This is a genomic window from Pseudomonas sp. GW821-FHT02H09 (genome assembly GCF_059421425.1).
In genome coordinates this window covers 147,763-170,541 of the sequence record NZ_JBWKVA010000003.1, presented here as the reverse complement: position 1 = coordinate 170,541, position 22,779 = coordinate 147,763, and the positions used below count along the sequence as shown (strand labels likewise).

Below are 22,779 nucleotides of genomic sequence, written 5' to 3'. Positions count from 1 at the left end.
GCTGATTGAATGACGAAGCCAGTAGAGCATGATGTCAGTATGATATCGGTGTTGTTGCATGTCATTTTGTTTGAGGGTCAAGGTCCGGCGCAATCCGCCGATAACTCTCTTTAGTGAATTCATCAGAACACGCCCAGGAGTCATTAATGGCTGGCATTCTCGACACGGTAGATCAACGCACGCAGCTGGTGGGTGAGAATCGCCTGGAAATTCTCATGTTCCGTCTGGCCGGTCGGCAGCTTTTTGCGATCAACGTCTTCAAGGTGCAGGAAGTGTTGCAGTTGCCCAAGTTGACGCTGATGCCTCAGCGCCATCCGTTTGTTTGCGGCGTGGTCAATCTGCGCGGCCAGACACTGCCGGTAATTGATCTGTCCCAGGCGATCGGCATGCGACCTCTGGTGCCAGGACCTGATAGCACGATCATCGTGACCGAGTACAACCGTTCTGTGCAGGCGTTCCTGGTGGGTGGGGTCGATCGCATCGTCAACATGAACTGGGAAGCGATTCTGCCACCGCCGACCAGCGCCGGTCGCCAGCATTACCTGACCGCCATCAGCAAGGTCGACGATCAACTGGTCGAGATCATTGACGTGGAAAAAGTACTGGCCGAAATCGTGCCGTACAACGCCAAGGTGTCTCGCGACAAGCTCGATCACCCAGTGCTGGCGCGCGCCCGCGGTCGCGAAATGTTGTTGGTCGATGATTCCAAGGTGGCCTTGTCGCAATTGCGCGATACCCTGGGCCAGCTTGGGGTGAAGATGCACATCGCCAGCGACGGTCTCAAGGCGCTGAACATGCTCAAGGCCTGGGCCGACACCGGTGTGGTCATGACTGACAAGCTGCTGATGATCTTCACCGATGCGGAAATGCCAGAGATGGATGGCTACCGTCTGACCACTGAAATCCGTAACGACCCGCGCCTGCGCGGTTTGTATGTGGTACTTCACACCTCGTTATCCGGCAGCTTCAACGATTCGATGGTGAAAAAGGTTGGTTGCGACAACTTCTTGTCCAAATTCCAGCCGGACAAACTGGTCGACGTGGTCCGTCAGCGTTTGATGCTGGACGAAGTCCCCGCCTGAGAACCTCTAAAACAGACCTGTAGGAGCCGAGCTTGCTCGCGATGGACGTTAACGATAACGCGCGCTTGCTGAATAAACGCGCCGCCCTTGAGTCCATCGTCGGAACGCCGCCCGGACCAATCGAGCGTCGATCGGCTGCTCCTACAGGGGCACAGCGCAGTCTGCCTTTGATTCAGCGATCGAGCTCGTATAGGGTGGCGTTTTGGCCCAACAGGGAGCTGGCTCATGCTGCGTCTCAGCGCGCTTTATCGTTACCCACTCAAGTCCGGCAAGGGCGAACCGTTGCAACAGATCACCCTGGATAAACTGGGGCTGGACGGGGATCGACGCTGGATGTTGGTGGATGAGGCCAGCGGACATTTCCTGACCCAGCGTGCGGTACCGCAAATGAGCCAGCTCTCGGCCTTGTGGAATGCGGCTGGCGGCCTGACCCTCAGTGCTCCAGGCCGTTCCCCCATCGACGTCTCTTTACCCGACGACCACGCTGAACTGCGCGGTGTGACCATCTGGCGCGACACCTTGCGGGTTCCGGATGCGGGCGATCAGGCGGGTGCCTGGCTGAGTGAGTTCATTGGCAAACCTACACGGCTGGTGCAGGTGCCGCTCGAGCGTGCGCGCACCACTCAGGCTGGCTATGGTAGAGACGACGATCAAGTCGCGTTTGCCGATGGCTTTCCGCTGTTGCTGATCGGTCAGGCTTCGCTTGACGACTTGTCGAGCCGCGTCGGCCGCCCGCTGGAAATGCTGCGTTTTCGCCCCAACCTGGTGATCGAAGGCAGTGAAGCCTTTGCCGAGGATGGCTGGAAGCGGATTCGCATCGGCGACGTCGAGTTCCGGGTGGTCAAGCCTTGCTCGCGCTGCATCCTGACCACCATCGACCCGCAGACGGGTGCGCGCAGTGAGGATCGTGAGCCCTTGGCCACGCTTCAAAAATACCGGGCGCAAGAAGGTGGCGCAATGTTCGGCCAGAACCTGGTCAACGACGGCAATGGCCGGCTTGAAGTCGGTATGCCGGTGACGATTGTCGAATAATGAACGGTCCTGAATAAAAAATGCCCGTATCGCTTGATACGGGCATTTTTGTATTCGCCGCAAAAAAAACCGGGTTTCAGATCGGTTTTAGCCGCGGTATTCGCACAGGTAAGCAGTGTCGACTGCGACTTTCAGTTGGAACTTGCTGTTGGCCGGGACATTGAACTGGCTGCCAGCGGCGAAAGTTTCCCAGTCACTGCTCTCAGGCAGTTTGACGGTCAGTGCGCCGGAGACCACGTGCATGATTTCCCGCTGGCTGGTGCCGAATTCGTATTCGCCCGGTGCCATGACGCCGATAGTTGCCGGACCTTCGGCGGTTCCGAAGGCAATCGACTTGACGGTGCCGTCGAAGTACTCGTTGACTTTAAACATGGGAGATTCCTCGAAATGGGCTAAAAAGGCTGGCCAGTATGCACAAGCCTAAATAGCTCGTCACCCCTCTAGACCGGAAGAATCAGCGGTAATAAGCGTGCTGTGTTACGCGCATCGTAGCAGCTGCCGAGCCTGCGAGGCTGCGTTCGAGCCGGGGTCGCGCTCGACCGAAGTCCTCGCCAATCCGGTGTATGCGGTTTGCTTGAAAGAACCCATTGCCTGATTTAACGACCGCTTCGCAGTCGAACGCAGCCTCGCAGGCTCGGCAGCTGCTACGACGCGGTATTTCAGCTTTAGATCGGAAGACTCAGCGGTAACAGGCGTGCGGTATTGCGTGCATCCTCCAGTGCCCGATGCTGTTGACCATTGAACTGCATCCCGGCCAATTGCAGCGCACCATTAAGCCCCAGCGGGCGCTCCAGTCGACGGGCCTTGGCAAAGCGCTGCTTGAGGTTAATGTGGGGCACCTGGCTCAGCGCACTGTGCAACTGCAGTCGCTGCCATTCCTGTTCCAGTTGCTTGCGATCGTAATCCCCCCAACTGGCCCAGCCGTCGAGACGCGATTGATGCTGGCCGAGCCAGCGCTCAAACAGCGGCCAGACCTCGGTCAAGGGCTGGGCGGCGTCGATATTGGCCTGGGTGATATGCGTCAACTCGCGACAGAAGGGCGTCAGCAGTGGCCGACGCAACGGGCGCACGAATCGCTGAAAGCTATCCAGCTCCCGGCCTTCGCGGTTCACCAGTGTGGCGCCGATTTCGATGATTTCCATCTCGGCCACAGGCCAGCCTCCTTCATCTGTTGTCGCTTCAAGGTCTATTACCAGCCAGTGAGGCATCGCAGGCTTCCTGATATCCGCGTCCTTATGAGGCTTGAGCGTAGCCAAACCCGACGGATCCGCCTAGTGGCCTGTGTGGTTGGTTCTGTTAGTCAACTTCGGCGCCACAAGCCCCTATCCTGCGTTGCTGTTCCTCGCCATAGCGGGCTATGACTCGTCACAGCGCCTTGGCCAGGGACTTCTGGCATCCGAATTTGAACTAACGAACTAACGAACTAACGAACCAACCGTACAGGCCACTAGATGACCTCGAGTAGTATTTGTCGGTTTTTTACTTGATCGCCCAGGCTGACTTGTATTCGTTTGATCACCCCGTCGATCCCTGCTTTGAGCGGATGCTCCATCTTCATCGCTTCGAGCACCAGCAGTAGCTGGCCTTTAGTGACCTGGCTGCCTTCTCTGACCAGGACGTCGATGATGGCGCCATCCATTGGTGCTTTCAGGGTGCCGGAGCTGACGCAGGCCTGACTGCCGACCAGCGCCTGGGTTTGATCGCGCAAGTGCAGGCTGCCGGGACGGGTGAACAACCACAAGTGCCCGGCGTCGAGCCGATAGGCGTAACGGCGGCGGATGCCATTGATTTCAAGATTGACCCAGCGGTCGTCGCCATCGAGCAACTTCAGTTCGAGTGTTTTCCCTGCTTGCTGAACCTGAAACTGTCTGGACGCCAAAGCGGTCAGTTCCAGCGACCACTGCACATCATCCAGGCCGATCCGGTAATGCTGCGCAACACTGGCGCTGTTGCGCCAACCCGCCAGCTCGGTTGAATGGAGACTGGCCGAATGCTGATAGAACAACGCGGCGGCGATGGCCAGTTCCTCAAAGGTTGGTGTGTGCGGGCGCAAGCTGGGGTCGTCGGCGAAGTGCTGGGCAATGAATGCCGTACTGAACTCACCGGTAATGAACTGCGGGTGTTCAAGCAGATTGGCCAGCAAGCGTTGATTGCTCTGCAGGCCCAGTAACACGCAGTCCTCGACCGCTCGCAGTAACTTGCGTCGCGCCTCTTCCCGAGTGGCGCCATGGGCGATGATCTTGCCCAGCAGCGGGTCATAGAACGGGCTGATAGTCTGGCCCTCGAGCAGGCCATGGTCGAAGCGCACGCGGTCCTGCAGTACCGGTTCCCAGCGCGCGACCTGACCTGCCTGTGGCAGAAAATCCTCTGCCGGGTCTTCGGCGTACAGCCGCACTTCAATGGCATGGCCCTTGAGTTCGACCTGCTCCTGACGCAATGGCAGCGGCAGTCCGGCGGCGACGTTCAGTTGCCAGGCCACCAGGTCCAGGCCGGTAATCAGTTCAGTCACCGGATGCTCGACCTGCAAGCGGGTGTTCATCTCCAGAAAGTAAAACTGCCCGCGCTGATCCAGCAGAAACTCCACCGTACCGGCACCGACGTAGTTCACCGCGCGACCGGCCTTGAGTGCTGCTTCGCCCATGGCCTGGCGCAACTCGGCGGTCATCACCGGGCAGGGCGCTTCTTCGATGATTTTCTGATGACGGCGCTGGATCGAGCAATCGCGCTCGCCAAGGTAGATCAGGTTGCCGTGCTGGTCGCCGAACAGTTGGATTTCCACGTGTCGCGGTTCGATCAGTGCGTGTTCCAGAATCAGCTCGTCGCTGCCAAATGCGTGCAGGGCTTCGGAGCGCGCGGTGCGGATTTTCGCCAGCAATTCGCGGGCCTCATGCACCAGGCGCATGCCGCGCCCGCCACCACCGGCACTGGCCTTGATCATCAATGGATAACCGATGCATTCGGCTTCGCGACTCAGGGTGGCATCGTCCTGTTCCTTGCCTTGATAACCGCCGATGCACGGTACGCCCGCGGCGAGCATGGCGACTTTGGACAGCCGTTTGCTGCCCATCAGCTCAATGGCTTCGGGGCCGGGACCGATAAAGGTGATCCCGGCACGTTTGCAGGCCGTGGCGAATGCGGCGTTTTCCGATAAAAAACCGTAACCGGGATGGATCGCATCGGCGCCGCTGCGCTGTGCCGCGTCGATGATGGCAGCGATGTTCAAGTAGGACTGCTGCACGGGTGGTGGGCCAATGTTCACCGCTTCGTCGGCCAGGCGAACATGGCGTGCGTCGGCATCGGCGTCACTGAATACCGCGACTGTGCGGTAACCCAGCGCCTGGGCCGTGCTCTGGATGCGACAGGCGATTTCACCGCGATTGGCGATCAGGATTTTGCGCAAGGCGGGCATGGGGCGGTTCCTTGGGATCTGTGTTGTTTGTGCTGCCGTCATCGCTGTAGGAGCAGCCGGTCGACGCTCCTACAAGGCCGTTTCAGGGCGCCCAAACCGGTGGGCGTTTCTGTAGGAAAGCGGTGGTCCCCTCGATACCTTCCGGCCCGGTCACGGCAGCGCTGAACCAATCGGCAGCCTGATCCAGCAATGCCCCCTGAGGTTGTTCGGAACTGGCCAGCAGCAGGGCTTTGGTTACGGCATTGGCACCCGGTGCGCAACACAAGACATGTGCAAGCACCTCGTCGAGACGTTCGGCCAGGGCTTGCGGATCGTTTTCGACAAAATGCACCAGACCCAGACGCTCAGCTTCGTTGCCGTCAAAGCGTGCCGCGGTCAGGGCCAGCCGGCGAGCCTGGGTCAAACCGATGCGCTTGACCACGAACGGCGCGATTTGCGCCGGCAGCAAACCAAGGCTGGTCTCCGGCATGCCGAATTGCGCTTGATGATCGGCTATCGCGATATCGCTGACACAGGCCAGACCGAAACCACCGCCCAGAACCGCGCCTTGTAACAGGGCGATCACCACTTGCGGCGCTTGTTCAGTCTCTTCCAGCAGGGCGCCGAAGGCGCGGTTCAGCTCACGATAAGCCGTCGGCCCTTGGGCGCGGGCGTTGGCCATGTCTTTCAAATCACCACCGGCCGAGAAGTGGCCGTCGGCGCCGCCAATGACCAGCGCACGGATCTGCCGGTCATCATGCACCGCCGCCAGCACTGCGCGCAGCTCCGCGACCATTTGTAAACTCATGGCGTTGCGGCTTTCAGGTCGGTTCAAGGTGATATGCAACACGCCGCTGTGGGGCTCCAGCAGAAGCGTTTCGCAGGCGGGTAGCGGGCTCATGGTTTTTTCCCGGGCAGGATGCCCATCAGTTTGCAGATGATGCCCAGCATGATTTCGTCGGCGCCTCCGCCAATCGAGACCAGCCGCACATCGCGATAGGCACGGGCTACCGGGTTGTCCCACATGAAGCCCATGCCGCCCCAATATTGCAGGCAGCTGTCGCTGACTTCCCGGCCCAGACGCCCGGCCTTGAGCTTGGCCATGGAGGCGAGGCGCGTGACGTCCTGACCTTTGATGTATTGCTCGGTGGCCTGATAGACCAGCGCGCGCAGGCATTCGATTTCGGTTTGCAACTCGGCCAGACGGAAATGAATCACCTGGTTGTCGATCAGTGCGTTGCCGAACGTCTTGCGCTCCTTGCAGTACTCGATGGTGCTGTCGACGCAGTATTCCAGGCCCTTGAGCATGTTCGCAGCACCGAACAGGCGTTCTTCCTGAAACTGCAGCATCTGCATCATGAACCCTGCGCCTTCATGGCCGATACGGTAACGCTTCGGCACGCGCACGTTGTCGAAAAACACCTGGGCGGTTTCCGAACTGCGCATGCCGAGCTTGTCCAGATGCGGGCCGAGGCTGACGCCGGGGCTGTTCATCGGCACGATGATCAGCGATTTGTTGACGTGGGGTTTGTCGTCCGAGGTGTTGGCCAGCAGGCAGATGAAATCGGCGCTTGGCGAGTTGGTGATCCACATCTTGCTGCCGTTGATCACATAGTCGTCGCCGTCTTTGCGGGCGGTGGTTTTCAGCCCGGCGACGTCGGAGCCGGCGCCGACTTCGGAGACTCCGATGCAGCCGACGTATTCGCCGCTGATGGCAGGACGCAGAAATTCTTCGCGCAGTTCATCAGAGCCGAAGCGCGCCAGCGCGGGCGTGCACATGTCGGTCTGCACTCCGATGGACATCGGTATACCGCCGCAATGAATGGTGCCGAACTCTTCGGCGGCGACGATCGAGTAGCCGTAGTCCAGCCCCATGCCGCCAAATTTTTCCGGCTTGGAAATACCTAACAGCCCCAACTCGCCGGCCTTGCGGAAAATCTCATGAATGGGAAAGCGCCCGGCCTTTTCCCATTCTTCGACGTGAGGATTGATCTGGCGATCGACAAAATTACGTATCGTGCGACGCAGTTCTTCGTGTTCCCGGGTGAAGATCATTTTTATTGTTCTCCTCAAGCTCCGATCGTTCCCACGTCGAGGCGTCGAACCGTCTGCGTGGTAACGCCTCTCTGGACGCTCTGCGTCCGCTTTTGTGACGCAGAGCGTCACGGGCTGCATTCCCACGCGGAGCGTGGGAACGATCATCAAAAGCGCGCGACCCCAAAACTATTGGGTTGTAGATGACGCACTTGCGCCTCGTGGCAAATATCCAACAAGTAACCCAACAAAATTCGTGTATCCCGTGGATCGATAAGGCCGTCGTCCCACAAGTTGGCGCTGCCGTACAGCGCGGTGGACTGGCTGTCGAGTTTCTGCGCGGCGGCCTGTTCGAGCATGTCGAGCATCTTCGGGTCGGTGATCGAGCCATCCTTGACCTGCCTGGCTTCGGTGACGATGCGCAGCACCTTGCCGGCCTGGGCGCCGCCCATCACTGCGGTACGGCTGTTAGGCCAGGCAAAGATGAAGCGCGGGTCCAGGCCGCGGCCACACATCGCGTAATTGCCGGCGCCGTAGGAGCCGCCGACGACGATGGTCAGTTTAGCTACGCGGGCATTGGCCACTGCCTGGATCATCTTCGCGCCGTGTTTGATCACGCCGTGTTGTTCTGACTCGGTGCCGACCATGAATCCTGTGGTGTTGTGGAAGAACAGCAGCGGCGTCTGGCTCTGATCGCAGAGTTGAATAAACTGCGCGGCCTTGCTCGCACCTTTAGGCGTGATTGGACCGTTGTTGCCGATAAAACCGCAGGGTCGGCCCTGGATCTGCACGTGTCCGCAAATGGTTTGGTGTTCGAATTCACCCTTGAACTCCAGAAAGCTCGAACCGTCCGCCACCCGGGCGATGATCTCCCGAACGTCGTAGGGTTTTTTCGGATCGTCGGGGATCAAGCCGAGTAACTCATCGATCGGGTACAGCGGCTCGGCCCAGGTCCTGGCCGACTGCCCAGGCAACTGCGCATTCCACGCCAGCAGGCTGACAATCTCACGGGCGATGCGCAGACCGTCGGCATCGCTCTCGGCCAGGTACTCGGCGGTGCCGGCGATTTGCGCGTGCATCTGGGCGCCACCCAGTTCTTCGTCGGTGGCCACTTCGCCGGTGGCCGCCTTGAGCAGCGGGGGGCCTGCGAGAAACAGCTTGGCCTTGCCGCGCACCACCACCACGTAGTCCGACAGCCCTGGTTGATAAGCGCCGCCAGCTGTCGCCGAGCCGTGCACCACCGTGATCTGTGGCAGGCCCATGGCCGACATCCGCGCCTGGTTGGCAAAGCTGCGGGCGCCCTCGACGAAAATCTCCGCTGCGTAATTAAGGTTGGCACCGCCGCTTTCCGCCAGCGTCACGATCGGCAGTTTGTTTTCCATCGCAACCTGCTGCAGACGCAGGGACTTTTTCAGACCGCTGGGGGAGATGGTCCCGCCCTTGATCGCGCTGTTGTTGGCGACCACCAACACCCGCACCCCGGCTACATAACCAATCCCGGCGATCAGTCCGCCACCGGCCTGGCTGCCGTCCTTGTCGTCGTGCAACTTGTAACCGGCCAGGCTCGCCAGTTCGAGAAACGGCGCGCCGGGGTCAAGCAGCAGGTTCAGACGTTCGCGGGGTAACAGCTGCCCGCGTTTGTCGAACTTCGGTTTGGCCTCGGCTGCCTTGGCCAACAGGTTTTGCTCCAGCTGGCGAACCTGAGCGACACCGACCAGCATCGCCTCGCGGTTCTGCGCGAACTGCGCGCTGTGCGGGTCGAGCCGAGATTGAATCACCGGCATGGGTTATTCCTTATCCTTGAGCACTTCCGGCAAATGAGAACGGTGAAATCCATTGAAGGATTCACTGTTTTTCGCCTTGTGTATTGGCCATGCACGTCCGCCGAGGCTGGCCGCACCGTCGATGCGTAATGTGCTGCCGCTGATGAAGGCCGCCGCCGGACTGAGCAGGAAGACAATCGCCGCGCTGACCTCCGACTCTGTGCCGATGCGCTTGAGCGGCACATGTTCGCGCAAGGTCGGAATCACTGCTCTGTATGCGCCCTCATAGGTGTCCATACTGCTTGAGGCGACCCAGCCCGGTGCCACGGCATTGACCCGTACCCCGGCATAACCCCACTCGAAGGCGGCGGTCTTGGTCAGGTTGTCCATGCCTGAACGCGCGGCCCCGGAGTGGCCCATGCCGGGCATGCCGCCCCACATGTCGGCGATCATATTGACGATGGCGCCTCCGTGTTGGCTCATGGACTGATTGAACACTTCCCGGGCCATCAGAAAACCGCCCACCAGATTGGTCCGCAGTATGGTTTCGAAGCCCTTCTGATTGATCGATGCCAGCGGTGACGGGTACTGGCCGCCGGCATTGTTGACCAGCCCGTGAATCGGTCCGTGCTTGCTGATAAGTTGCCTGATCAGAATGGTGACCGCGTCTTCGTCACGGATATCGCAGGTCTGGTAACTGGCTTTACCGCCGTCTTCGAGAATTTCCGCCGCGACGGTTTTCAGCTTGTCTGCCTTGCGTCCGACCAACAGTACATGAGCGCCAAGGGCTGCCAGTTCGTGGGCGGTGCAACGGCCGATACCGCTGCCGCCGCCGGTGACAATGATGGTTTGTCCGGCGAACAAATCGGGTTTGAAAATGGAGTCATAGGCCATGGCGACAGTCCTCTAGTTGACAAGGTCCGCGATGTTCTGCGGCACCGGAATCTGGATTTCCAGCAGTTGCTGGGCGAAGGCCTTGCCTTGCGGATCGATCCGCAAGCTGGCGACACCGCCGCCGCCGAGGGCGTTTTCCAGTAAAAAATTCAGGCTGTGAGTCCCTGGTAAATACCAGCGCTCGACACGTCCGTGTACCGGGTCGAGGACGTGACTCATCCAGTCGACGATCACTTCCGGGGTCAGCGCTTCGGCGATCCAGGGCAGGTATTCCTGCTTGCGCGCCATAACCCCGATATTGCTGTGATTGCCCTTGTCGCCGGAGCGTGCGACCGCCAGCTTGACCAACGCCACGCTGGCGTCGGCGCGACCCTCGGCCTTGGGGGGCTCGAAGGGGACGGGGAGGTCGGCAAAGTCGAGGTGGGCGAGCTCAGGCAGGGCGCCGACATGATGTTGCCCGGATACCTTGATTTTGAGCTCGCAGGCGGATTTGTCGATCAGGAACGAGAACAGCCGGATCAGCGGATACACCGTTGGCCGCCCGCCGACTATCCCGGTCAACCCCGGCGCCATGCCGGTGGCGGCCTGGGCGATCTCTCGCGAGAACAGGATCAGTGCCTGTTTACTCGGATGACGCACCGCCAGTTTGATCACCACTTCGCGACTGTCCTGGCGTTGGCCATGAGGACCGTAGGTTGCCTCGCTGCCTAGCAGTTCGATATTTACTTCACTGTAAGGTGCCCACCCGCGCTGGCTGAACATTTCCGAGGTTTTGTCGATGATCGCCTGGCTGACCCGCCGCGCCTTGGCGACCGCATCGATCCCGGCAATCAGGCAACTGGCGGTACAGCGAAAGCCATCCGGATACGTGGCGCTGACTTTGTACTGGTCGGTGGGCGGCAAGCCTTTTGCGCCGTGAACCTGCACGACGTTTTTGCCTTGTTGCTGGAGTTTGACCTGGGTGAAATCGCAGACCACATCGGGCAACAGATAGGCTCGTGGGTCACCGATTTCGTAGAGCAATTGTTCGCCTACAGTCAGCGGCGTGACCAGCCCGCCGGAGCCTTCGGGTTTGCTGACGATGAACTGGCTGTTGGCGCTGACTTCGACGATAGGGAAGCCGATGTGCTCGTAGTCCGGTACATCGCGCCAGTCGGTGAAGTTGCCGCCGGTGCAGTGGGCGCCGCATTCGATGATATGCCCGGCCAGTGCGGCTTGGGCCAACTTGTCGTAGTCCAGCCAGGACCAGCCGAACTCATGCACCAGCGCAGCGCTGACCACGGCGCTGTCGACCACCCGCCCGGTGATGACGATATCCGCCCCCAGACGTAACGCTTCGACAATACCCGGAGCGCCGAGATAGGCATTGGTCGAGACGCACATCGAAGGCAATGGTGCACCGTTGAACATTTCATGAATACCGCGACTGCTCAGCTGTTTGAACTGCGGTTGCAGGTCGTCACCGAGCAGTACGGCAATCTTCAGTTGGACTCCGGCTTTATCGCAGGCCGTTTGCAAGGCTGCGGCGCAGGCGCACGGATTGATCCCGCCGGCATTACTGATGACGCGGATATTTTGCCGGGAAATGTCTGCCAGTAACGGGCTGAGGACTTCGACGAAATCGGTAGCGTAACCGGCCTGGGGATCTTTCATTCGCGCTGCGGCCAATAGCGACATGGTGATTTCAGCCAAATAGTCGAACACCAGATAGTCCAGACGGCCACCTTCCACCAACTGCCCGGCGGCGCTAGAAGTGTCGCCCCAGAACGCGCTGGCGCAACCGATGCGAACCGTTTTACTCATGGCAGCCTCCGACAGAAGTGAATCGAGACTACCAAGCAAGCGCTTGGTTTGTAAATGCCGAGACTATCTTCTCCCCAAGCGCTTGCTTGGTGTTCCTCGCCAGCTTAAATTGCCCGCGCAACCTCCGATTTACCGGTTTGGCAGCACACTTGATTAAAGCGAATTCAGGAGAGAACGCGTGGACGAGCAAAAAGCCCTGCTGGTAATGCGCGAGCTGGTCGACAGCGGTCAACTGACCGACCCGGACAGTGCCCGCGGCAAACTGCTGCAAATGGCCGCTCACCTGTTTCGCAACAAGGGCTATGAGCGCACCACCGTGCGTGATCTGGCCAGTGCCGTGGGCATTCAGTCCGGAAGTATTTTTCATCACTTCAAGAGCAAGGATGAGATTCTGCGCGCGGTCATGGAGGAAACCATCCGCTACAACACCGCGTTGATGAGCGCGGCGCTGGCTGAGGCGTCCGGCGTGCGCGAGCGGGTGCTGGCGCTGATCCGTTGTGAACTGCAATCGATCATGGGCGGCAGCGGCGAGGCCATGGCGGTGCTGGTGTATGAGTGGCGCTCGTTGTCCGAAGAAGGCCAGGCTCAGGTGCTGGCGCTGCGCGATATCTATGAGCAGATCTGGCTGCAAGTGTTGGGTGAGGCCAAGGATGCCGGCTATATCAGGGGCGATGTCTTTATCACCCGGCGCTTCTTGACCGGAGCTTTGTCCTGGACCACCACCTGGTTTCGCGCCGAGGGCACCATGAGCCTCGATCAATTGGCGGATGAGGCGTTGATTCTGGTGCTTGAAGACCATCAGCGGCTTTAACGCAACTAATTTAATTACGCTGCACAACATTGTCTAAGTGGGCGAAACCGCCTAGCTTGGTTGTATTAATTGTATTTGCAGAGGTGTGTTGCCTTGATGTCCTCGCCAATGCGGAAGGCTTCGCGGATGTTACTGGTGGCGCTCGGTGCGCTTTTCGTTCTGCCGACCTGGGCTGCGGACCCGCTCGAGGTCAAGGTGGGTGCCGCGCATTTTCCACCGTACACCGTCCGCCCGGAGAAGGGCGACGATACAGGCTTGCTGCCGCAATTGGTGGAGGCCCTGAACAAACTGCAAAGTGACTATCGATTCTCTCTGGTGCCCACTTCGGTTCCTCGACGTTTCGCTGACTTCAAAGAAGGCCGGACCGATATGGCGATTTTCGAGAACCCGGACTGGGGCTGGAAGGATATCGCTCATACCAGCGTCGACATGGGCCTGGAAGACGCCGAGGTTTTTGTCGCACAACGCGAACCCGATCGTCAGCAGAACTATTTCACCGATTTGAAGGGCAAGCGCCTGGCACTGTTCAGCGCTTATCACTACGCCTTTGCCAACTTCAATGCCGATCCCAAGTTCCTCGCCGACAACTACAACGCCACACTGACCTATTCCCATGACAGCAATCTGCTGATGGTGCTTCGCGGCAGGGCGGATATTGCGCTGGTGACTCGTTCATATTTGAGCGACTACCTGCTGCGCAATAAAAAGGTGGCGGATCAGTTGCTGGTCTCCGAGCGTATTGATCAGGTTTATCACCACTACGCGCTGATTCGTCCGACGGCGCCGATTTCCGGTGAGGCGTTCGGCAAGCTGCTTCAGCGTCTGCGGGAAAACGGCGAGATGCTGAAGATTTTCGATCCGTACAAGATCGCCGTCCTGCCAGTGCCGAAAACCTGAAATAGAGTCTCAAACCGGCTTTTTGGCTTGCATCTGTCCCGTCCCGAATAAGGATCAGGGGGGCGAGAAATGTTGAAGTGAAGGCGTTCTGTGGCGAGGGCAAGCCGCTTCGCCACAGCTAACCTCTCGGCAATCAATGTCGGGCAAACGTATCGCTACGGCTGCCCGAAACCTTGCGGCAATGCACCAGGGCATCGCGAATCATGAAGTTCACCAGGGTTGGCGAGACGCCAAGATCCTTGGCGATGTCCTTTTGCGGCACGCCGTGCAGGCGATACATTTCAAAGGCATAGCGGGTGCGGTCAGGGAGTTCGGTCAGCGCGACAGCGATGTTTTCCAGCGTTGAAAAATTGATGTGCGATGTTTCTGGTGAAGCGCCGTGAATGACCACATTCAAGCCTTCCTCTTCTGTACCCGAGTACCTCTGCTCCAGAGCCTGCTTGCGGTAGTGATCAATCGCCAGGTTGCGCACGATCTGGAACAGATAGCTGAGCCGGGCCTTGAATGACGATGTGATCTGCGGTGCCGACTGCAGTCGGAAAAACGCGTCCTGCACTACGTCTTCAGCGCGCGATCGGCAGCCGGTTATACGGGCCGCGATCTTGACCAGGATCAGGCGGTTATCGACGAATGCCTGAAGTAACGGTGAATCGCACTTGCCTGTGGATACTTTTTCCGTCATGGAAATCACCTTGCTGCAAAGAAGTTAATGGGCGGCCAGGGGTCAGAGCTGCCCTACACATCGAGTGACAAACCAAGTTTAATGATAATGATTGTCAAATGATAGGTAGAATTATTAACCGTCTATGCAGCGTGGGGTGGGGCTTGCTGACGGGCATTGGCCCGAGGCTTTTGTCGGGGGATGAGGACTAATTATTGCCAGCTGGATTCAGGCTGACTTCAAGGCACGCTATGACGCGCTTCGTGAACGAGGCAAGAGCGCGGAAGTCGCGCTCATCACCTGTATGCGGGTACTGCTGATCAGGTGTGTGGGAGGGGCGGGGCGACGTTCGCTTGCTCACGATAGCGCCCGCTCAGGCGATGACTATTTTGATCTGTATTTCATTTAGGCCCAAGAATCTTCAGCAGTTTGTCCGGCGACGGCGCTCCTTGTTGCTGTTGCAATTCGCCCTTGTCGTCCATGTAAAAAATCGCCGGCGTTGCAGACAGCTCAAGATCTTCCATCAATTGCATGTTGGCGGCGAGCTTGGCCTGGATTGCAGCAGGGACGGTGGTCAGAGGTTTCAGCGCACTCTCTTTGCCGGCTTTCTCGTGGTCTTCCAGGGCTTTGCGCGGGTCTTTACTGGCCAACAGGGCGGCGGATTTTCCTGGGCTGTCTTCGCGGATGATGCCAACCATGATGTGTCGCAGCTGGACCTTGCCGGCTTTCACCCAAGGCCTGGCCTGTTCCCAGAACATGTTGCAGTAAGGGCAGTTCGGGTCGCTGAACAGGTAGACGATGCGCGGTGCATCCTTGCTGCCGTCGGCGATCCAGTTGCTGGCTTCCATCCTGGCCCAGACTTCTTTGGCCATCGGCGCGTAGACCAGCTTTTGCAGCGGCGCCTGGCTCAAGTCTTTGCCGTCGGCGTCGTACAGATTGCCGACCACCACATGCTTGCCATCCGGGGTCAGGTACAACGCCATGCCACGGTTCTGGTATTGCGCGGCATAGCCACGCAAGCCATCGGGGGCGTCGAAGCTGCCGGTGATCTTTGCGCCTTTTTCTTCGATCTTGCGGATTGCTGCCGGCAGCTCCTCGGCCTGAAGCAGCGGGATTTGCAGCAGGGCTGCGCCCAGCGTCAGGGTCAGCAGGTTGCGGATGCGGGGCATGGCAGTTTCCTTGAGGGGGTGGCCTGCGTGGCCGAGGTCAAATTCGGGGTATCAAAACTTTCCAGCGCGCGAGCCAGGCTGGCTTCCGACAACTCGCCCAAATGGCTGGCGAGCAGGCGACCGTCGGCGCTGTAGAACAGCGTCGTCGGCAACGCCATGGAGCCAACGGCCTGGCCTAGTCGGCCGCCGCCATCGAACAGTACGTTAGTCAGGCTCAGGCCTTGGGTCGCCAGGAAGGTGCTGACGCTTTGTATGCTTTCCGCCTGGTTGACGAACAGAAAGGTCAGGTCCGGGCGTTGCTGCTGTGCGCGCTCCAGCACCGGCATTTCCCGCCGGCAGGGCGGGCACCAGGTGGCCCAAAGGTTGATCACCAATGGCCCACCGTGATAGTCGGTGAGTTGCACGGTTGCCCCAGCGGCATTGCGCAGGGCGACGTCGGGCAACCGGGTGCCTTGCTCGTAGAGGCTCAGGGACAGGCTTGCCAGCAGCCAGAACAGCAGGCCGGTGCCGACACTTGCGCCCAGTGGACGCCGAAGTGCTGGCCGTCGCCAGCACCAAGCCACTGCGCTGAGCAGCAGGACGATAACGCCAGGCCAGGCCAGGAAACCACCGTCGCGAAGATCGATGATCTGCCACGGGTCATCGCGGTAGTGGGTCCAGTAGACGAGAACGAACCCCACCCGGGCCGCCAACATCCCCAACAGAAACAGGCTGAACAGCACTGACTCGGGATTTTCACCACCACGCCTGGCGACTCGCCAACCGACCAGCATGGCCAGTGCCAGGGCACTGATCAGCAGCAGGTGATTGAGCGCGATAGCAAAAGTGCCGATAGTAAAAGTCAGCATCAACGGGTATCCCGGGTGATATTCCAGCGTTGCACAAAGCCAGCGACATCGACTTCGCCAGTAATGCGCTGGCTGCGGCGTTCTTCGCCATCCGGGCCGATCCATAACAGGCTCGGTGGCCCCGGCACTTTATAACGGCTGAGCAGTTCGCGGCTGGCGGCGTTGTCGGCGGTGACGTCCAGGCGCAGTAGACGGACATCTTTCAGCGCTTGCAACACATGAGTCTTGGCAAATACCTGTTTTTCCATGATTTTGCACGACACACACCAGTCCGCGTAGTAATCGAGCAACACCCATTGGCCTTGCGCCTTGGCGGTGTTCAGTTCGTCTTGCAGGGCTGCGGGATTTTTGACGGTGATAAAGGCCTCATGTGGCGTCAGACCGGCGACACTGACAGAACGCGAAGGGCTATAGACCTGCAACGGTTTCCACAGGTCTTCGCTGCCGCCAGCGGCACCGATCAACAATACGCTGCCCCACAGCCCAAACAGCACCGAACTTGCGCCAAACACATGGGCTGCGCGGCCGTAGCCGCCGGTTTGCCGCCAGCCGGCATAGGCCATGACCAGCAACAACGCGCCCCACAAACCGATCCACAGCGACTCATCGAGCACCGGGCGAATCATCAGGATGGCGGTGCCAAGAAACAGGAAGCCGAAGATGCCCTTGAGCAGGTTCATCCAGGTTCCGGGCTTGGGCAGGAAGCGATTGCCGACGGTGACCAGCAGCAACAGCGGCACACCGATGCCCATGCCCATGGCGAACAGGATCAACCCGCCATGCAGCGCATTGCCGCTCTGGGCGATGTACAGCAAGGCACCGGCCAGTGGCGCGGTCATGCACGGCCCCACCAGCAGCCCGGACAAGGCACCCAGCACCCCGGCACCGACCAGGCTGCCGCCGCGGCGCGTGCGCCCGACGTTCTCCAGACGATCACGCACCGCAACAGGCAATTGCAGTTCAAAGAAACCGAACATCGGCAAGGACAGCAGCACGAACACCGCCGCGAAACCGCCCAGCAACCACGGTTGCTGCAACAGCGCCGGCAGGTTTGCGCCAAGCATCGCTGCGAGAACACCCATCGCGGCGTACACCAGCGCCATGCTGACCACGTAACTGCCGGCAAGGGCAAAACCGCGTTTGGGACTGGCGCCACTGCCGACAATCAAACCGGCGAGAATCGGCAACATTGGCAGAGAACACGGGGTGAACGCCAGCAGCAGGCCCAGGCCGAAGAACACCAGCAAACTCCAGCCCAGCGCCCGTTGTTGCAGGCCGCTGGCAAGCGCTTGATCCGCTGCTTGCGTAGTGTTTGCCAGCGTCGTGCTGTTACCCAGATCGACGATCCCGGTTTGCGGCGGATAACACAAGCCGGCATCGGCGCAGCCCTGAAAACCGACCTTGATCTGGCCACTGGCTCCGGCCGGGATCCGCAGTTCCAGGCCCTGGCGATAGACCTGTTGTTCGCCGAAGAACTCATCGCTGTGGGCTTCGCCCTCAGGCATCGGCGGCTTTTGCGCGTCGGGTAGACCATCGAACTTCATGCGTTGCCGGTACAGGTAATAGCCGTCGGCAATTTGCCAAAAGAGTTGGGTTTCACCCGAAGCAAGTTTTTCAGAGGTGAATACGAAGGCTTTTCCAACTGGCAGAAAATCGGGTTTGGTCTCGAACGGATTCGGTCCCGCTTGAGCCAGGCCCGAGATAAGCATAAAAAAGAAAACAAACAATCGACGCATGAAATAAAGCCTTGGATCGGTGCAGTTGATGAGCACAATGGGTGTTGGCGATTAACCGGTGATTAACCCGTCTATCGTCGGGCTGTCGGACTGTTCCTGATGCTTGCCGGGCTCAGGGCATAATGTCCGCTTAATCCGGTACCGTCTTAATCAGCGCTTTTCTACAGGTCTCACCATGCACGTACTTGTCTGTGAAGATGATGAACTGATCGCCAGCGGTATTGTCGCCGGTCTCACGGCCCAGGGCCTGACGGTAGAACACGTCGCCACGGCGTCAGCTGCCCGGGCAATGCTGAAGGTAGCCGAGTTCGACGTCATGGTGCTTGACCTCGGCTTGCCGGACGAGGACGGCCTGAGGCTGTTGCAGCAGTTGCGCCATCAAGGGCTGGAGCTGCCGGTGCTGATCCTGACCGCACGCGACTCGGTGACTGACCGCGTCGACGGTTTACAGGCTGGCGCCGATGACTACCTGCTCAAACCGTTCGATCTGCGTGAGCTGGCCGCTCGCCTGCACACTCTGCTGCGTCGGGTGGCCGGGCGCAGCGTCAATCTGATCGAACATGGGCGCCTGACTTACAATCCCAGCAGCCGGGAGACCTTTCTGGCCGGCCAGCCGGTGGACCTGTCGCGGCGTGAACAATCGCTGTTGCAGGCGTTATTGCACAATCGTGGTCGGGTACTGTCCAGCGAGCAGTTGAAAGACAGCGTCTACGGCTTCAACGATGAATTGGAAAGCAACGCCCTTAACGTGCATATCCACCACCTGCGGCGCAAACTCGGCAATGGTATCGTCGAAACGGTACGCGGTCTGGGCTATCGCCTTGGGCCGGCGGACGGCGAGGAGCAATAGCCGTGATGAGTTTGCGTTTGCGCTTGAGCCTGACCCTCGGGGTAGCCTTCGCCCTGATCTGGGCCCTGGCTGCCGCCTGGATGCTCAGTGACCTGCGCAATCAGATGATGTTTTCCCTCGATCAGCGTCTGGTGGCCTCGGCACGTATGGTCGCCGGGCTGCTGGAACAACTGCCGGCGTTGCCGAGCAAAGGCGAGGGCACACATTTCAGTGCTGAACAACTTAATATCCCTGGGGGCATGGCCTGCCAGGTCAGCTCTTTGCGCGGCGAAATTCTCGCCCGCAGCCACAGTACCCCGGACCAAAAGCTGGAAGCCGAGAAGATGGGTTTCCATGACCAGATGATCGACGGCGCACGCTGGCGCAGTTTCACCCTGGCCAGAGGCGATTTGCGTATCACCACCGCGGACCGCCAGGTCGAGCGAGAGGCACTGAACCTCTCGGTGCTGCTGGCGGCGTCGGTACCAGTGGGCGTGGCGTTGATGGGCTGCCTGTGCCTGCTCTGGCTGGGCATCGGTCAGGGCCTGGCGCCGCTGAACCGCATGCGCGATGCCTTGATGCGGCGCAGTGCCGACTCCCTCGAGCCCTTGCAGATCCAGCCGCTGCCCAGCGAGCTGCAACCCTTGCTCGATACCCAGAATCAGCTGTTGAAGCGGATCGGCAAAACCATCGAACGCGAGCGTCGCCTGACCGGCGATGCTGCCCACGAACTGCGCAGCCCGCTGACGGCGATCAAGACCCACCTGCAAGTGGCAAGAATGACCGAAGGCGCAGCACGGGAGCAGTCTTTGGTGCGGGCCGAAGAAGGTGCTGACCGTTTGCATCGAACCCTTGAGCAACTGTTGCTGCTGGCTCGGGTCGAAGGCCGCCTGTCGTTCGATGACGGGGTGCAGTGCAACGCCGAGCAGGTGGCGCGTCTGGCCATTCAGGATGCGGCCAGTGGCGATCGCCAGCGCATCCAGTTGCGTTTGCCGGATGATTTTTCTTCGGCACCGGTCCAAATGCCGTCCGTGCTGTCGATTGCCGCTTTGCGCAACCTGTTGGACAACGCTCTGCGGCACACCCCGGGCGATACTTCGGTCGAGCTGACGCTGGAAACCATCGGCAATCGCGTGCGTTTCCAGGTGCGCGACCATGGCCCGGGTATTGCGCAAGAAGACCTGCAACACCTGACCCAAAGGTTCTGGCGCAATAGCAAGAGCACCGGTTGCGGTCTTGGCCTTGCGATTGTTCAGGCGATTGTTCAGCGCTGCGGCTGCGTCCTGCATTTCGACAGCCGACCCGACGGCCTGCGGGTCGAACTGACCATGCCATTGCAGCCTGTTTAAGCGACACTGGCCTGTGTGGCTGATTCTGTTAGTCATTGATCTGTGCAGTACAGGGATCGCCTACCCGGATTACAGCTCCAGCTGATCTGCCTTGATCCCGAATGCCTGGGCAATTTTCTCCCGTGTGGCCCGGCGCGGTTTGTTCACTGCTTCCTGTTGCGCAAACGCCGGCTGTGAAATCCCCATGCGTTTTGCCACTTCTTCCTGGGTGAGGTTCAAGTGTTCACGCCAGGCGCGGATCGGGGTGGCGCCATCGACAATGCGGCTGACCACTTCGTGCGGGATCAGATCGGCTTCGACTTGTTGAGCCTTGTATTGCTCATAGGGAATGACGACAAAGGCCGGTTTACCGTCCGGGCCGTTGATGATTTGTACGTCAGTAGGTGCGTTCGTCACGTTTTTTTACCTCTTGAATGCTGACGACCTGGATCATGCCGTCCCAGTCGAAAAGGACTCTGTAATTGCCCACTCGCTGACGGTATCCACGAGCGTGATTCGCTAGCGCCTTGACGTTGGTCACGTCGGGCATGCGTTTTAGCTCGGTGACAGCATCGCGGATGTGAACCTGGTGCTGGGTATGCAACCTCAGCAACTGCTTCACGGCTTTTCTGGTCCAGTTGATTTGATTCATGGGATGGTAATAAGTCTTTTATAAGGTTTGCAATGGGTTTTTATTTTTCTATAAGTGATCGGGACGAAAACGCTTGGCTTTCGCTGCACTCATGACAAACCCTAGGCGACTCCCGAAACTCGGCCGTCTCAAACTGTTGCTGCATGTGGACCGGGCTCGCTATCCTGCTGAGCCCGTTAATCGATCAACACACCGGCCGTACCTGAGCCGCCCCTGGGATGTATTTTGCTAACGGATCAGATGCGATGAATGCACAGTTGGATGAGTTCGGCCCGATCAAGGCCGTGATTTTCGATATGGACGGTTTGTTGCTGGACACCGAGGGGATCTACACCGAGGTCACGCAGATCATTGCCGACCGTTATGGCCGGACCTTCGACTGGAGCATCAAGCAGAACATCATCGGCCGTGGGGCAGGTGATCTGGCGCGGTATGTTGTCGAGGCGCTGGACTTGCCGATCACCGCCGAGGAGTTTCTGCGGGTGCGCGAGCCGTTGATGCGTGAGCGTTTTCCGCGTGCATTGGCGATGCCGGGCGCGCAGGAGCTGGTCCGACATTTGAAAGCCAATAACGTCCCGATTGCGGTGGGGACCAGCTCTTCGCGGCAATCTTTTGGACAGAAAACCACGTTGCACGGCGACTGGTTCGCGCTGTTCGACACCATCGTCACGGCGGACGATCCGCAAGTGGGCGCCGCCAAGCCGGCACCGGACATCTTCCTGACGGCTGCGCAACGGTTGGGGGTTGCACCGAAGGATTGCCTGGTGTTCGAAGATTCGCCGTTTGGTGTCACGGCAGCAAAAGCTGCTGGCATGACGGCGATTGCAGTACCTGATGCGGCGATGGCGGACGCAAAGTTTGCCCATGCAGATGGGATTATTCGAACCTTGAAGGCGTTTCAGCCGGGGGCGTGTGGGTTGCCGGTGCTCGAATGGGCATGAGTTCTCGGTAGCCGCAGCCTGCGACAGCGGCTACCGAAGAGCCGGTAACATCTACATGGCAAAACGCCGGGCAACGTTACTACCGTTGCCCGGCGTTTTTTATGGCCGCGAATCAGGCGCCGAAGCCGCCGTCGATGGTCAGGCTGGCACCGGTGATGTAGCCGGCTTCCGGACTTGCCAGGTAGGCAACGAAGCTGGCGATTTCCTCGACCTTGCCGTAACGACCTACCGCCATCAGCGGGATCAGGCTATCGGCGAAATCACCGTGAGCCGGGTTCATGTCGGTGTCGACCGGGCCGGGCTGCACGTTGTTGATGGTGATACCCCGTGGGCCAAGGTCGCGGGCCAGGCCTTTGGTCAGTCCGACCAGCGCGGCTTTGCTCATCGCATACGGGCCACCACCGGCGAAGGGCATGCGATCAGCGTTGGTGCTGCCAATGTTGATGATGCGACCGCCTTCGGTCATGTGTCTGGCGGCTTCCTGAGTGGCGATGAACACGCTGCGCACGTTGATGGCCAGGGTTTGATCGAAGTCTTCCAGTTTGAAGTCCTCCAGCGGCGCGATAGCCAGCACGCCGGCATTGTTGACCAGGATGTCCAGCCTGCCGAAGGTTTCGACGGTACTGTTGACGGCGTTGCGGATGGCGACGGCGTCGGCGCTGTCAGCCTTGATGGCCAAGGCTTTGCCACCGGTGGAGGTGATGCTGTTCTGTAATTCTTCAGCCTTGGCAGCCGAGCTGACATAGGTGAAGGCAACGGCTGCGCCTTGAGCCGCCAGGCGTTTGACGATGGCGGCACCGATGCCGCGAGAGCCGCCCTGGATCAGGGCTACTTTACCGCTGAGGTTTTGAGTGGTCATGTCGTTCTCCAAAAGTTCAAGGCGGGCTGCCTTGTTGTTGGAGTCGAGTATC

22 protein-coding genes are annotated in these 22,779 nt (G+C 59.5%); 7 read left to right on the top strand and 15 right to left on the bottom strand.

Annotation, left to right across the window (positions count from 1 at the left end; genetic code table 11):
- The first annotated feature begins 146 nt into the window (after window positions 1–146).
- Window positions 147–1,082 carry a chemotaxis protein CheV gene (locus AC07VR_RS05270; protein ID WP_494992430.1) on the top strand — a complete coding sequence of 312 codons (936 nt, stop codon included), beginning with the start codon at window positions 147–149 and terminating at the stop codon, window positions 1,080–1,082.
- 225 nt (window positions 1,083–1,307) lie between these two features.
- Window positions 1,308–2,114 (top strand): MOSC domain-containing protein, encoded by an 807-nt coding sequence (locus AC07VR_RS05265; protein WP_494992429.1) that lies wholly within the window; start codon window positions 1,308–1,310, stop codon window positions 2,112–2,114.
- Between the two features lie 87 nt (window positions 2,115–2,201).
- Here the strand turns inward: AC07VR_RS05265 and ppnP are convergent, their stop codons facing one another.
- The 8 genes from ppnP to AC07VR_RS05225 all read right to left on the bottom strand — a co-directional run bounded on the left by ppnP (window position 2,202) and on the right by AC07VR_RS05225 (window position 11,996).
- Window positions 2,202–2,486 (bottom strand): pyrimidine/purine nucleoside phosphorylase, encoded by a 285-nt coding sequence (ppnP, locus tag AC07VR_RS05260; protein ID WP_258699842.1) that lies wholly within the window; start codon window positions 2,484–2,486, stop codon window positions 2,202–2,204.
- Window positions 2,487–2,779: 293 nt separating this feature from the next.
- A complete protein-coding gene (locus AC07VR_RS05255; RefSeq protein WP_495010631.1) occupies window positions 2,780–3,322 on the bottom strand; it encodes a 3'-5' exonuclease in 543 nt (180 codons plus the stop codon).
- 239 nt (window positions 3,323–3,561) lie between these two features.
- Window positions 3,562–5,523 carry an acetyl/propionyl/methylcrotonyl-CoA carboxylase subunit alpha gene (locus tag AC07VR_RS05250; RefSeq protein WP_495010630.1) on the bottom strand — a complete coding sequence of 654 codons (1,962 nt, stop codon included), beginning with the start codon at window positions 5,521–5,523 and terminating at the stop codon, window positions 3,562–3,564.
- An 82-nt stretch (window positions 5,524–5,605) separates the two neighbouring features.
- Window positions 5,606–6,403, bottom strand: coding sequence for an enoyl-CoA hydratase/isomerase family protein (locus tag AC07VR_RS05245; RefSeq protein ID WP_495010629.1), 798 nt, complete (start codon window positions 6,401–6,403; stop codon window positions 5,606–5,608).
- Window positions 6,400–7,557, bottom strand: coding sequence for a citronellyl-CoA dehydrogenase (gene atuD / locus AC07VR_RS05240; RefSeq protein ID WP_494992425.1), 1,158 nt, complete (start codon window positions 7,555–7,557; stop codon window positions 6,400–6,402). The genes AC07VR_RS05245 and atuD overlap by 4 nt, the downstream gene beginning before the upstream one ends.
- A gap of 146 nt (window positions 7,558–7,703) precedes the next feature.
- Window positions 7,704–9,320 carry a geranyl-CoA carboxylase subunit beta gene (atuC, locus tag AC07VR_RS05235; protein ID WP_495010628.1) on the bottom strand — a complete coding sequence of 539 codons (1,617 nt, stop codon included), beginning with the start codon at window positions 9,318–9,320 and terminating at the stop codon, window positions 7,704–7,706.
- Window positions 9,321–9,323: 3 nt separating this feature from the next.
- On the bottom strand, window positions 9,324–10,193 hold the full coding sequence (locus AC07VR_RS05230; RefSeq protein WP_495010627.1) for an SDR family oxidoreductase: 870 nt from the start codon (window positions 10,191–10,193) through the stop codon (window positions 9,324–9,326).
- 12 nt (window positions 10,194–10,205) lie between these two features.
- A complete protein-coding gene (locus AC07VR_RS05225) occupies window positions 10,206–11,996 on the bottom strand; it encodes an acyclic terpene utilization AtuA family protein (protein WP_494992422.1) in 1,791 nt (596 codons plus the stop codon).
- A gap of 178 nt (window positions 11,997–12,174) precedes the next feature.
- Between AC07VR_RS05225 and AC07VR_RS05220 the strand changes: the two genes are divergently transcribed.
- Together AC07VR_RS05220 and AC07VR_RS05215 are read left to right on the top strand one after the other, a co-directional pair.
- A complete protein-coding gene (locus AC07VR_RS05220) occupies window positions 12,175–12,807 on the top strand; it encodes a TetR/AcrR family transcriptional regulator (protein WP_494992421.1) in 633 nt (210 codons plus the stop codon).
- Between the two features lie 96 nt (window positions 12,808–12,903).
- A complete protein-coding gene (locus AC07VR_RS05215; protein ID WP_494992420.1) occupies window positions 12,904–13,704 on the top strand; it encodes a substrate-binding periplasmic protein in 801 nt (266 codons plus the stop codon).
- A 133-nt stretch (window positions 13,705–13,837) separates the two neighbouring features.
- On the opposite strand, the gene AC07VR_RS05210 is transcribed toward AC07VR_RS05215, so the two are convergent.
- The 4 genes from AC07VR_RS05210 to dsbD form a co-directional block, all read right to left on the bottom strand.
- The gene (locus AC07VR_RS05210) at window positions 13,838–14,386 is read right to left on the bottom strand and encodes an RNA polymerase factor sigma-70 (RefSeq protein ID WP_495010626.1); all 549 of its coding nucleotides are present in this window, start codon (window positions 14,384–14,386) and stop codon (window positions 13,838–13,840) included.
- Window positions 14,387–14,766: 380 nt separating this feature from the next.
- The gene (gene dsbG / locus AC07VR_RS05205) at window positions 14,767–15,534 is read right to left on the bottom strand and encodes a thiol:disulfide interchange protein DsbG (RefSeq protein WP_495010625.1); all 768 of its coding nucleotides are present in this window, start codon (window positions 15,532–15,534) and stop codon (window positions 14,767–14,769) included.
- On the bottom strand, window positions 15,510–16,382 hold the full coding sequence (locus AC07VR_RS05200; RefSeq protein ID WP_494992417.1) for a TlpA family protein disulfide reductase: 873 nt from the start codon (window positions 16,380–16,382) through the stop codon (window positions 15,510–15,512). The genes dsbG and AC07VR_RS05200 overlap by 25 nt, the downstream gene beginning before the upstream one ends.
- The gene (dsbD, locus tag AC07VR_RS05195; RefSeq protein ID WP_495010624.1) at window positions 16,382–18,118 is read right to left on the bottom strand and encodes a protein-disulfide reductase DsbD; all 1,737 of its coding nucleotides are present in this window, start codon (window positions 18,116–18,118) and stop codon (window positions 16,382–16,384) included. Before dsbD ends, AC07VR_RS05200 begins: the two co-directional genes overlap by 1 nt.
- A 175-nt stretch (window positions 18,119–18,293) precedes the next feature.
- On the opposite strand from dsbD, the gene AC07VR_RS05190 reads away from it, so the two are divergent.
- Window positions 18,294–18,968 carry a response regulator gene (locus AC07VR_RS05190; protein ID WP_494992415.1) on the top strand — a complete coding sequence of 225 codons (675 nt, stop codon included), beginning with the start codon at window positions 18,294–18,296 and terminating at the stop codon, window positions 18,966–18,968.
- A 2-nt stretch (window positions 18,969–18,970) separates the two neighbouring features.
- Window positions 18,971–20,296 (top strand): ATP-binding protein, encoded by a 1,326-nt coding sequence (locus AC07VR_RS05185; protein ID WP_495010623.1) that lies wholly within the window; start codon window positions 18,971–18,973, stop codon window positions 20,294–20,296.
- 69 nt (window positions 20,297–20,365) lie between these two features.
- On the opposite strand, the gene AC07VR_RS05180 is transcribed toward AC07VR_RS05185, so the two are convergent.
- Window positions 20,366–20,692 carry a helix-turn-helix domain-containing protein gene (locus AC07VR_RS05180; protein ID WP_494992413.1) on the bottom strand — a complete coding sequence of 109 codons (327 nt, stop codon included), beginning with the start codon at window positions 20,690–20,692 and terminating at the stop codon, window positions 20,366–20,368.
- Entirely contained in the window at window positions 20,673–20,927 is a 255-nt protein-coding gene (locus AC07VR_RS05175; RefSeq protein WP_494992412.1) for a type II toxin-antitoxin system RelE family toxin, read from the bottom strand. The genes AC07VR_RS05180 and AC07VR_RS05175 overlap by 20 nt, the downstream gene beginning before the upstream one ends.
- Before the next feature lie 245 nt (window positions 20,928–21,172).
- Between AC07VR_RS05175 and AC07VR_RS05170 the strand changes: the two genes are divergently transcribed.
- Complete coding sequence (locus tag AC07VR_RS05170; RefSeq protein WP_494992411.1) at window positions 21,173–21,868, top strand: HAD-IA family hydrolase; 696 nt, start codon at window positions 21,173–21,175, stop codon at window positions 21,866–21,868.
- Window positions 21,869–21,980: 112 nt separating this feature from the next.
- Here the strand turns inward: AC07VR_RS05170 and AC07VR_RS05165 are convergent, their stop codons facing one another.
- Window positions 21,981–22,727, bottom strand: coding sequence for a 3-oxoacyl-ACP reductase family protein (locus AC07VR_RS05165; RefSeq protein WP_495010622.1), 747 nt, complete (start codon window positions 22,725–22,727; stop codon window positions 21,981–21,983).
- Window positions 22,728–22,779 lie beyond the last annotated feature (52 nt).

Excerpts from the sequence above, each read along its gene's own strand:
- AC07VR_RS05270 (WP_494992430.1), top strand. The coding sequence starts at position 147 with ATGGCTGGCATTCTCGACACGGTAGATCAACGCACGCAGCTGGTGGGT.
- AC07VR_RS05190 (WP_494992415.1), top strand. The coding sequence starts at position 18,294 with ATGCACGTACTTGTCTGTGAAGATGATGAACTGATCGCCAGCGGTATT.
- AC07VR_RS05245 (WP_495010629.1), bottom strand. The coding sequence starts at position 6,403 with ATGAGCCCGCTACCCGCCTGCGAAACGCTTCTGCTGGAGCCCCACAGC.
- dsbD (WP_495010624.1), bottom strand. The coding sequence starts at position 18,118 with ATGCGTCGATTGTTTGTTTTCTTTTTTATGCTTATCTCGGGCCTGGCT.
- atuD (WP_494992425.1), bottom strand. The coding sequence starts at position 7,557 with ATGATCTTCACCCGGGAACACGAAGAACTGCGTCGCACGATACGTAAT.
- AC07VR_RS05255 (WP_495010631.1), bottom strand. The coding sequence starts at position 3,322 with ATGCCTCACTGGCTGGTAATAGACCTTGAAGCGACAACAGATGAAGGA.
- AC07VR_RS05210 (WP_495010626.1), bottom strand. The coding sequence starts at position 14,386 with ATGACGGAAAAAGTATCCACAGGCAAGTGCGATTCACCGTTACTTCAG.
- AC07VR_RS05250 (WP_495010630.1), bottom strand. The coding sequence starts at position 5,523 with ATGCCCGCCTTGCGCAAAATCCTGATCGCCAATCGCGGTGAAATCGCC.
- atuC (WP_495010628.1), bottom strand. The coding sequence starts at position 9,320 with ATGCCGGTGATTCAATCTCGGCTCGACCCGCACAGCGCGCAGTTCGCG.
- AC07VR_RS05165 (WP_495010622.1), bottom strand. The coding sequence starts at position 22,727 with ATGACCACTCAAAACCTCAGCGGTAAAGTAGCCCTGATCCAGGGCGGC.
- AC07VR_RS05230 (WP_495010627.1), bottom strand. The coding sequence starts at position 10,193 with ATGGCCTATGACTCCATTTTCAAACCCGATTTGTTCGCCGGACAAACC.
- dsbG (WP_495010625.1), bottom strand. The coding sequence starts at position 15,534 with ATGCCCCGCATCCGCAACCTGCTGACCCTGACGCTGGGCGCAGCCCTG.
- AC07VR_RS05265 (WP_494992429.1), top strand. The coding sequence starts at position 1,308 with ATGCTGCGTCTCAGCGCGCTTTATCGTTACCCACTCAAGTCCGGCAAG.
- AC07VR_RS05225 (WP_494992422.1), bottom strand. The coding sequence starts at position 11,996 with ATGAGTAAAACGGTTCGCATCGGTTGCGCCAGCGCGTTCTGGGGCGAC.
- AC07VR_RS05215 (WP_494992420.1), top strand. The coding sequence starts at position 12,904 with ATGTCCTCGCCAATGCGGAAGGCTTCGCGGATGTTACTGGTGGCGCTC.
- AC07VR_RS05200 (WP_494992417.1), bottom strand. The coding sequence starts at position 16,382 with ATGCTGACTTTTACTATCGGCACTTTTGCTATCGCGCTCAATCACCTG.
- AC07VR_RS05170 (WP_494992411.1), top strand. The coding sequence starts at position 21,173 with ATGAATGCACAGTTGGATGAGTTCGGCCCGATCAAGGCCGTGATTTTC.
- AC07VR_RS05175 (WP_494992412.1), bottom strand. The coding sequence starts at position 20,927 with ATGAATCAAATCAACTGGACCAGAAAAGCCGTGAAGCAGTTGCTGAGG.
- ppnP (WP_258699842.1), bottom strand. The coding sequence starts at position 2,486 with ATGTTTAAAGTCAACGAGTACTTCGACGGCACCGTCAAGTCGATTGCC.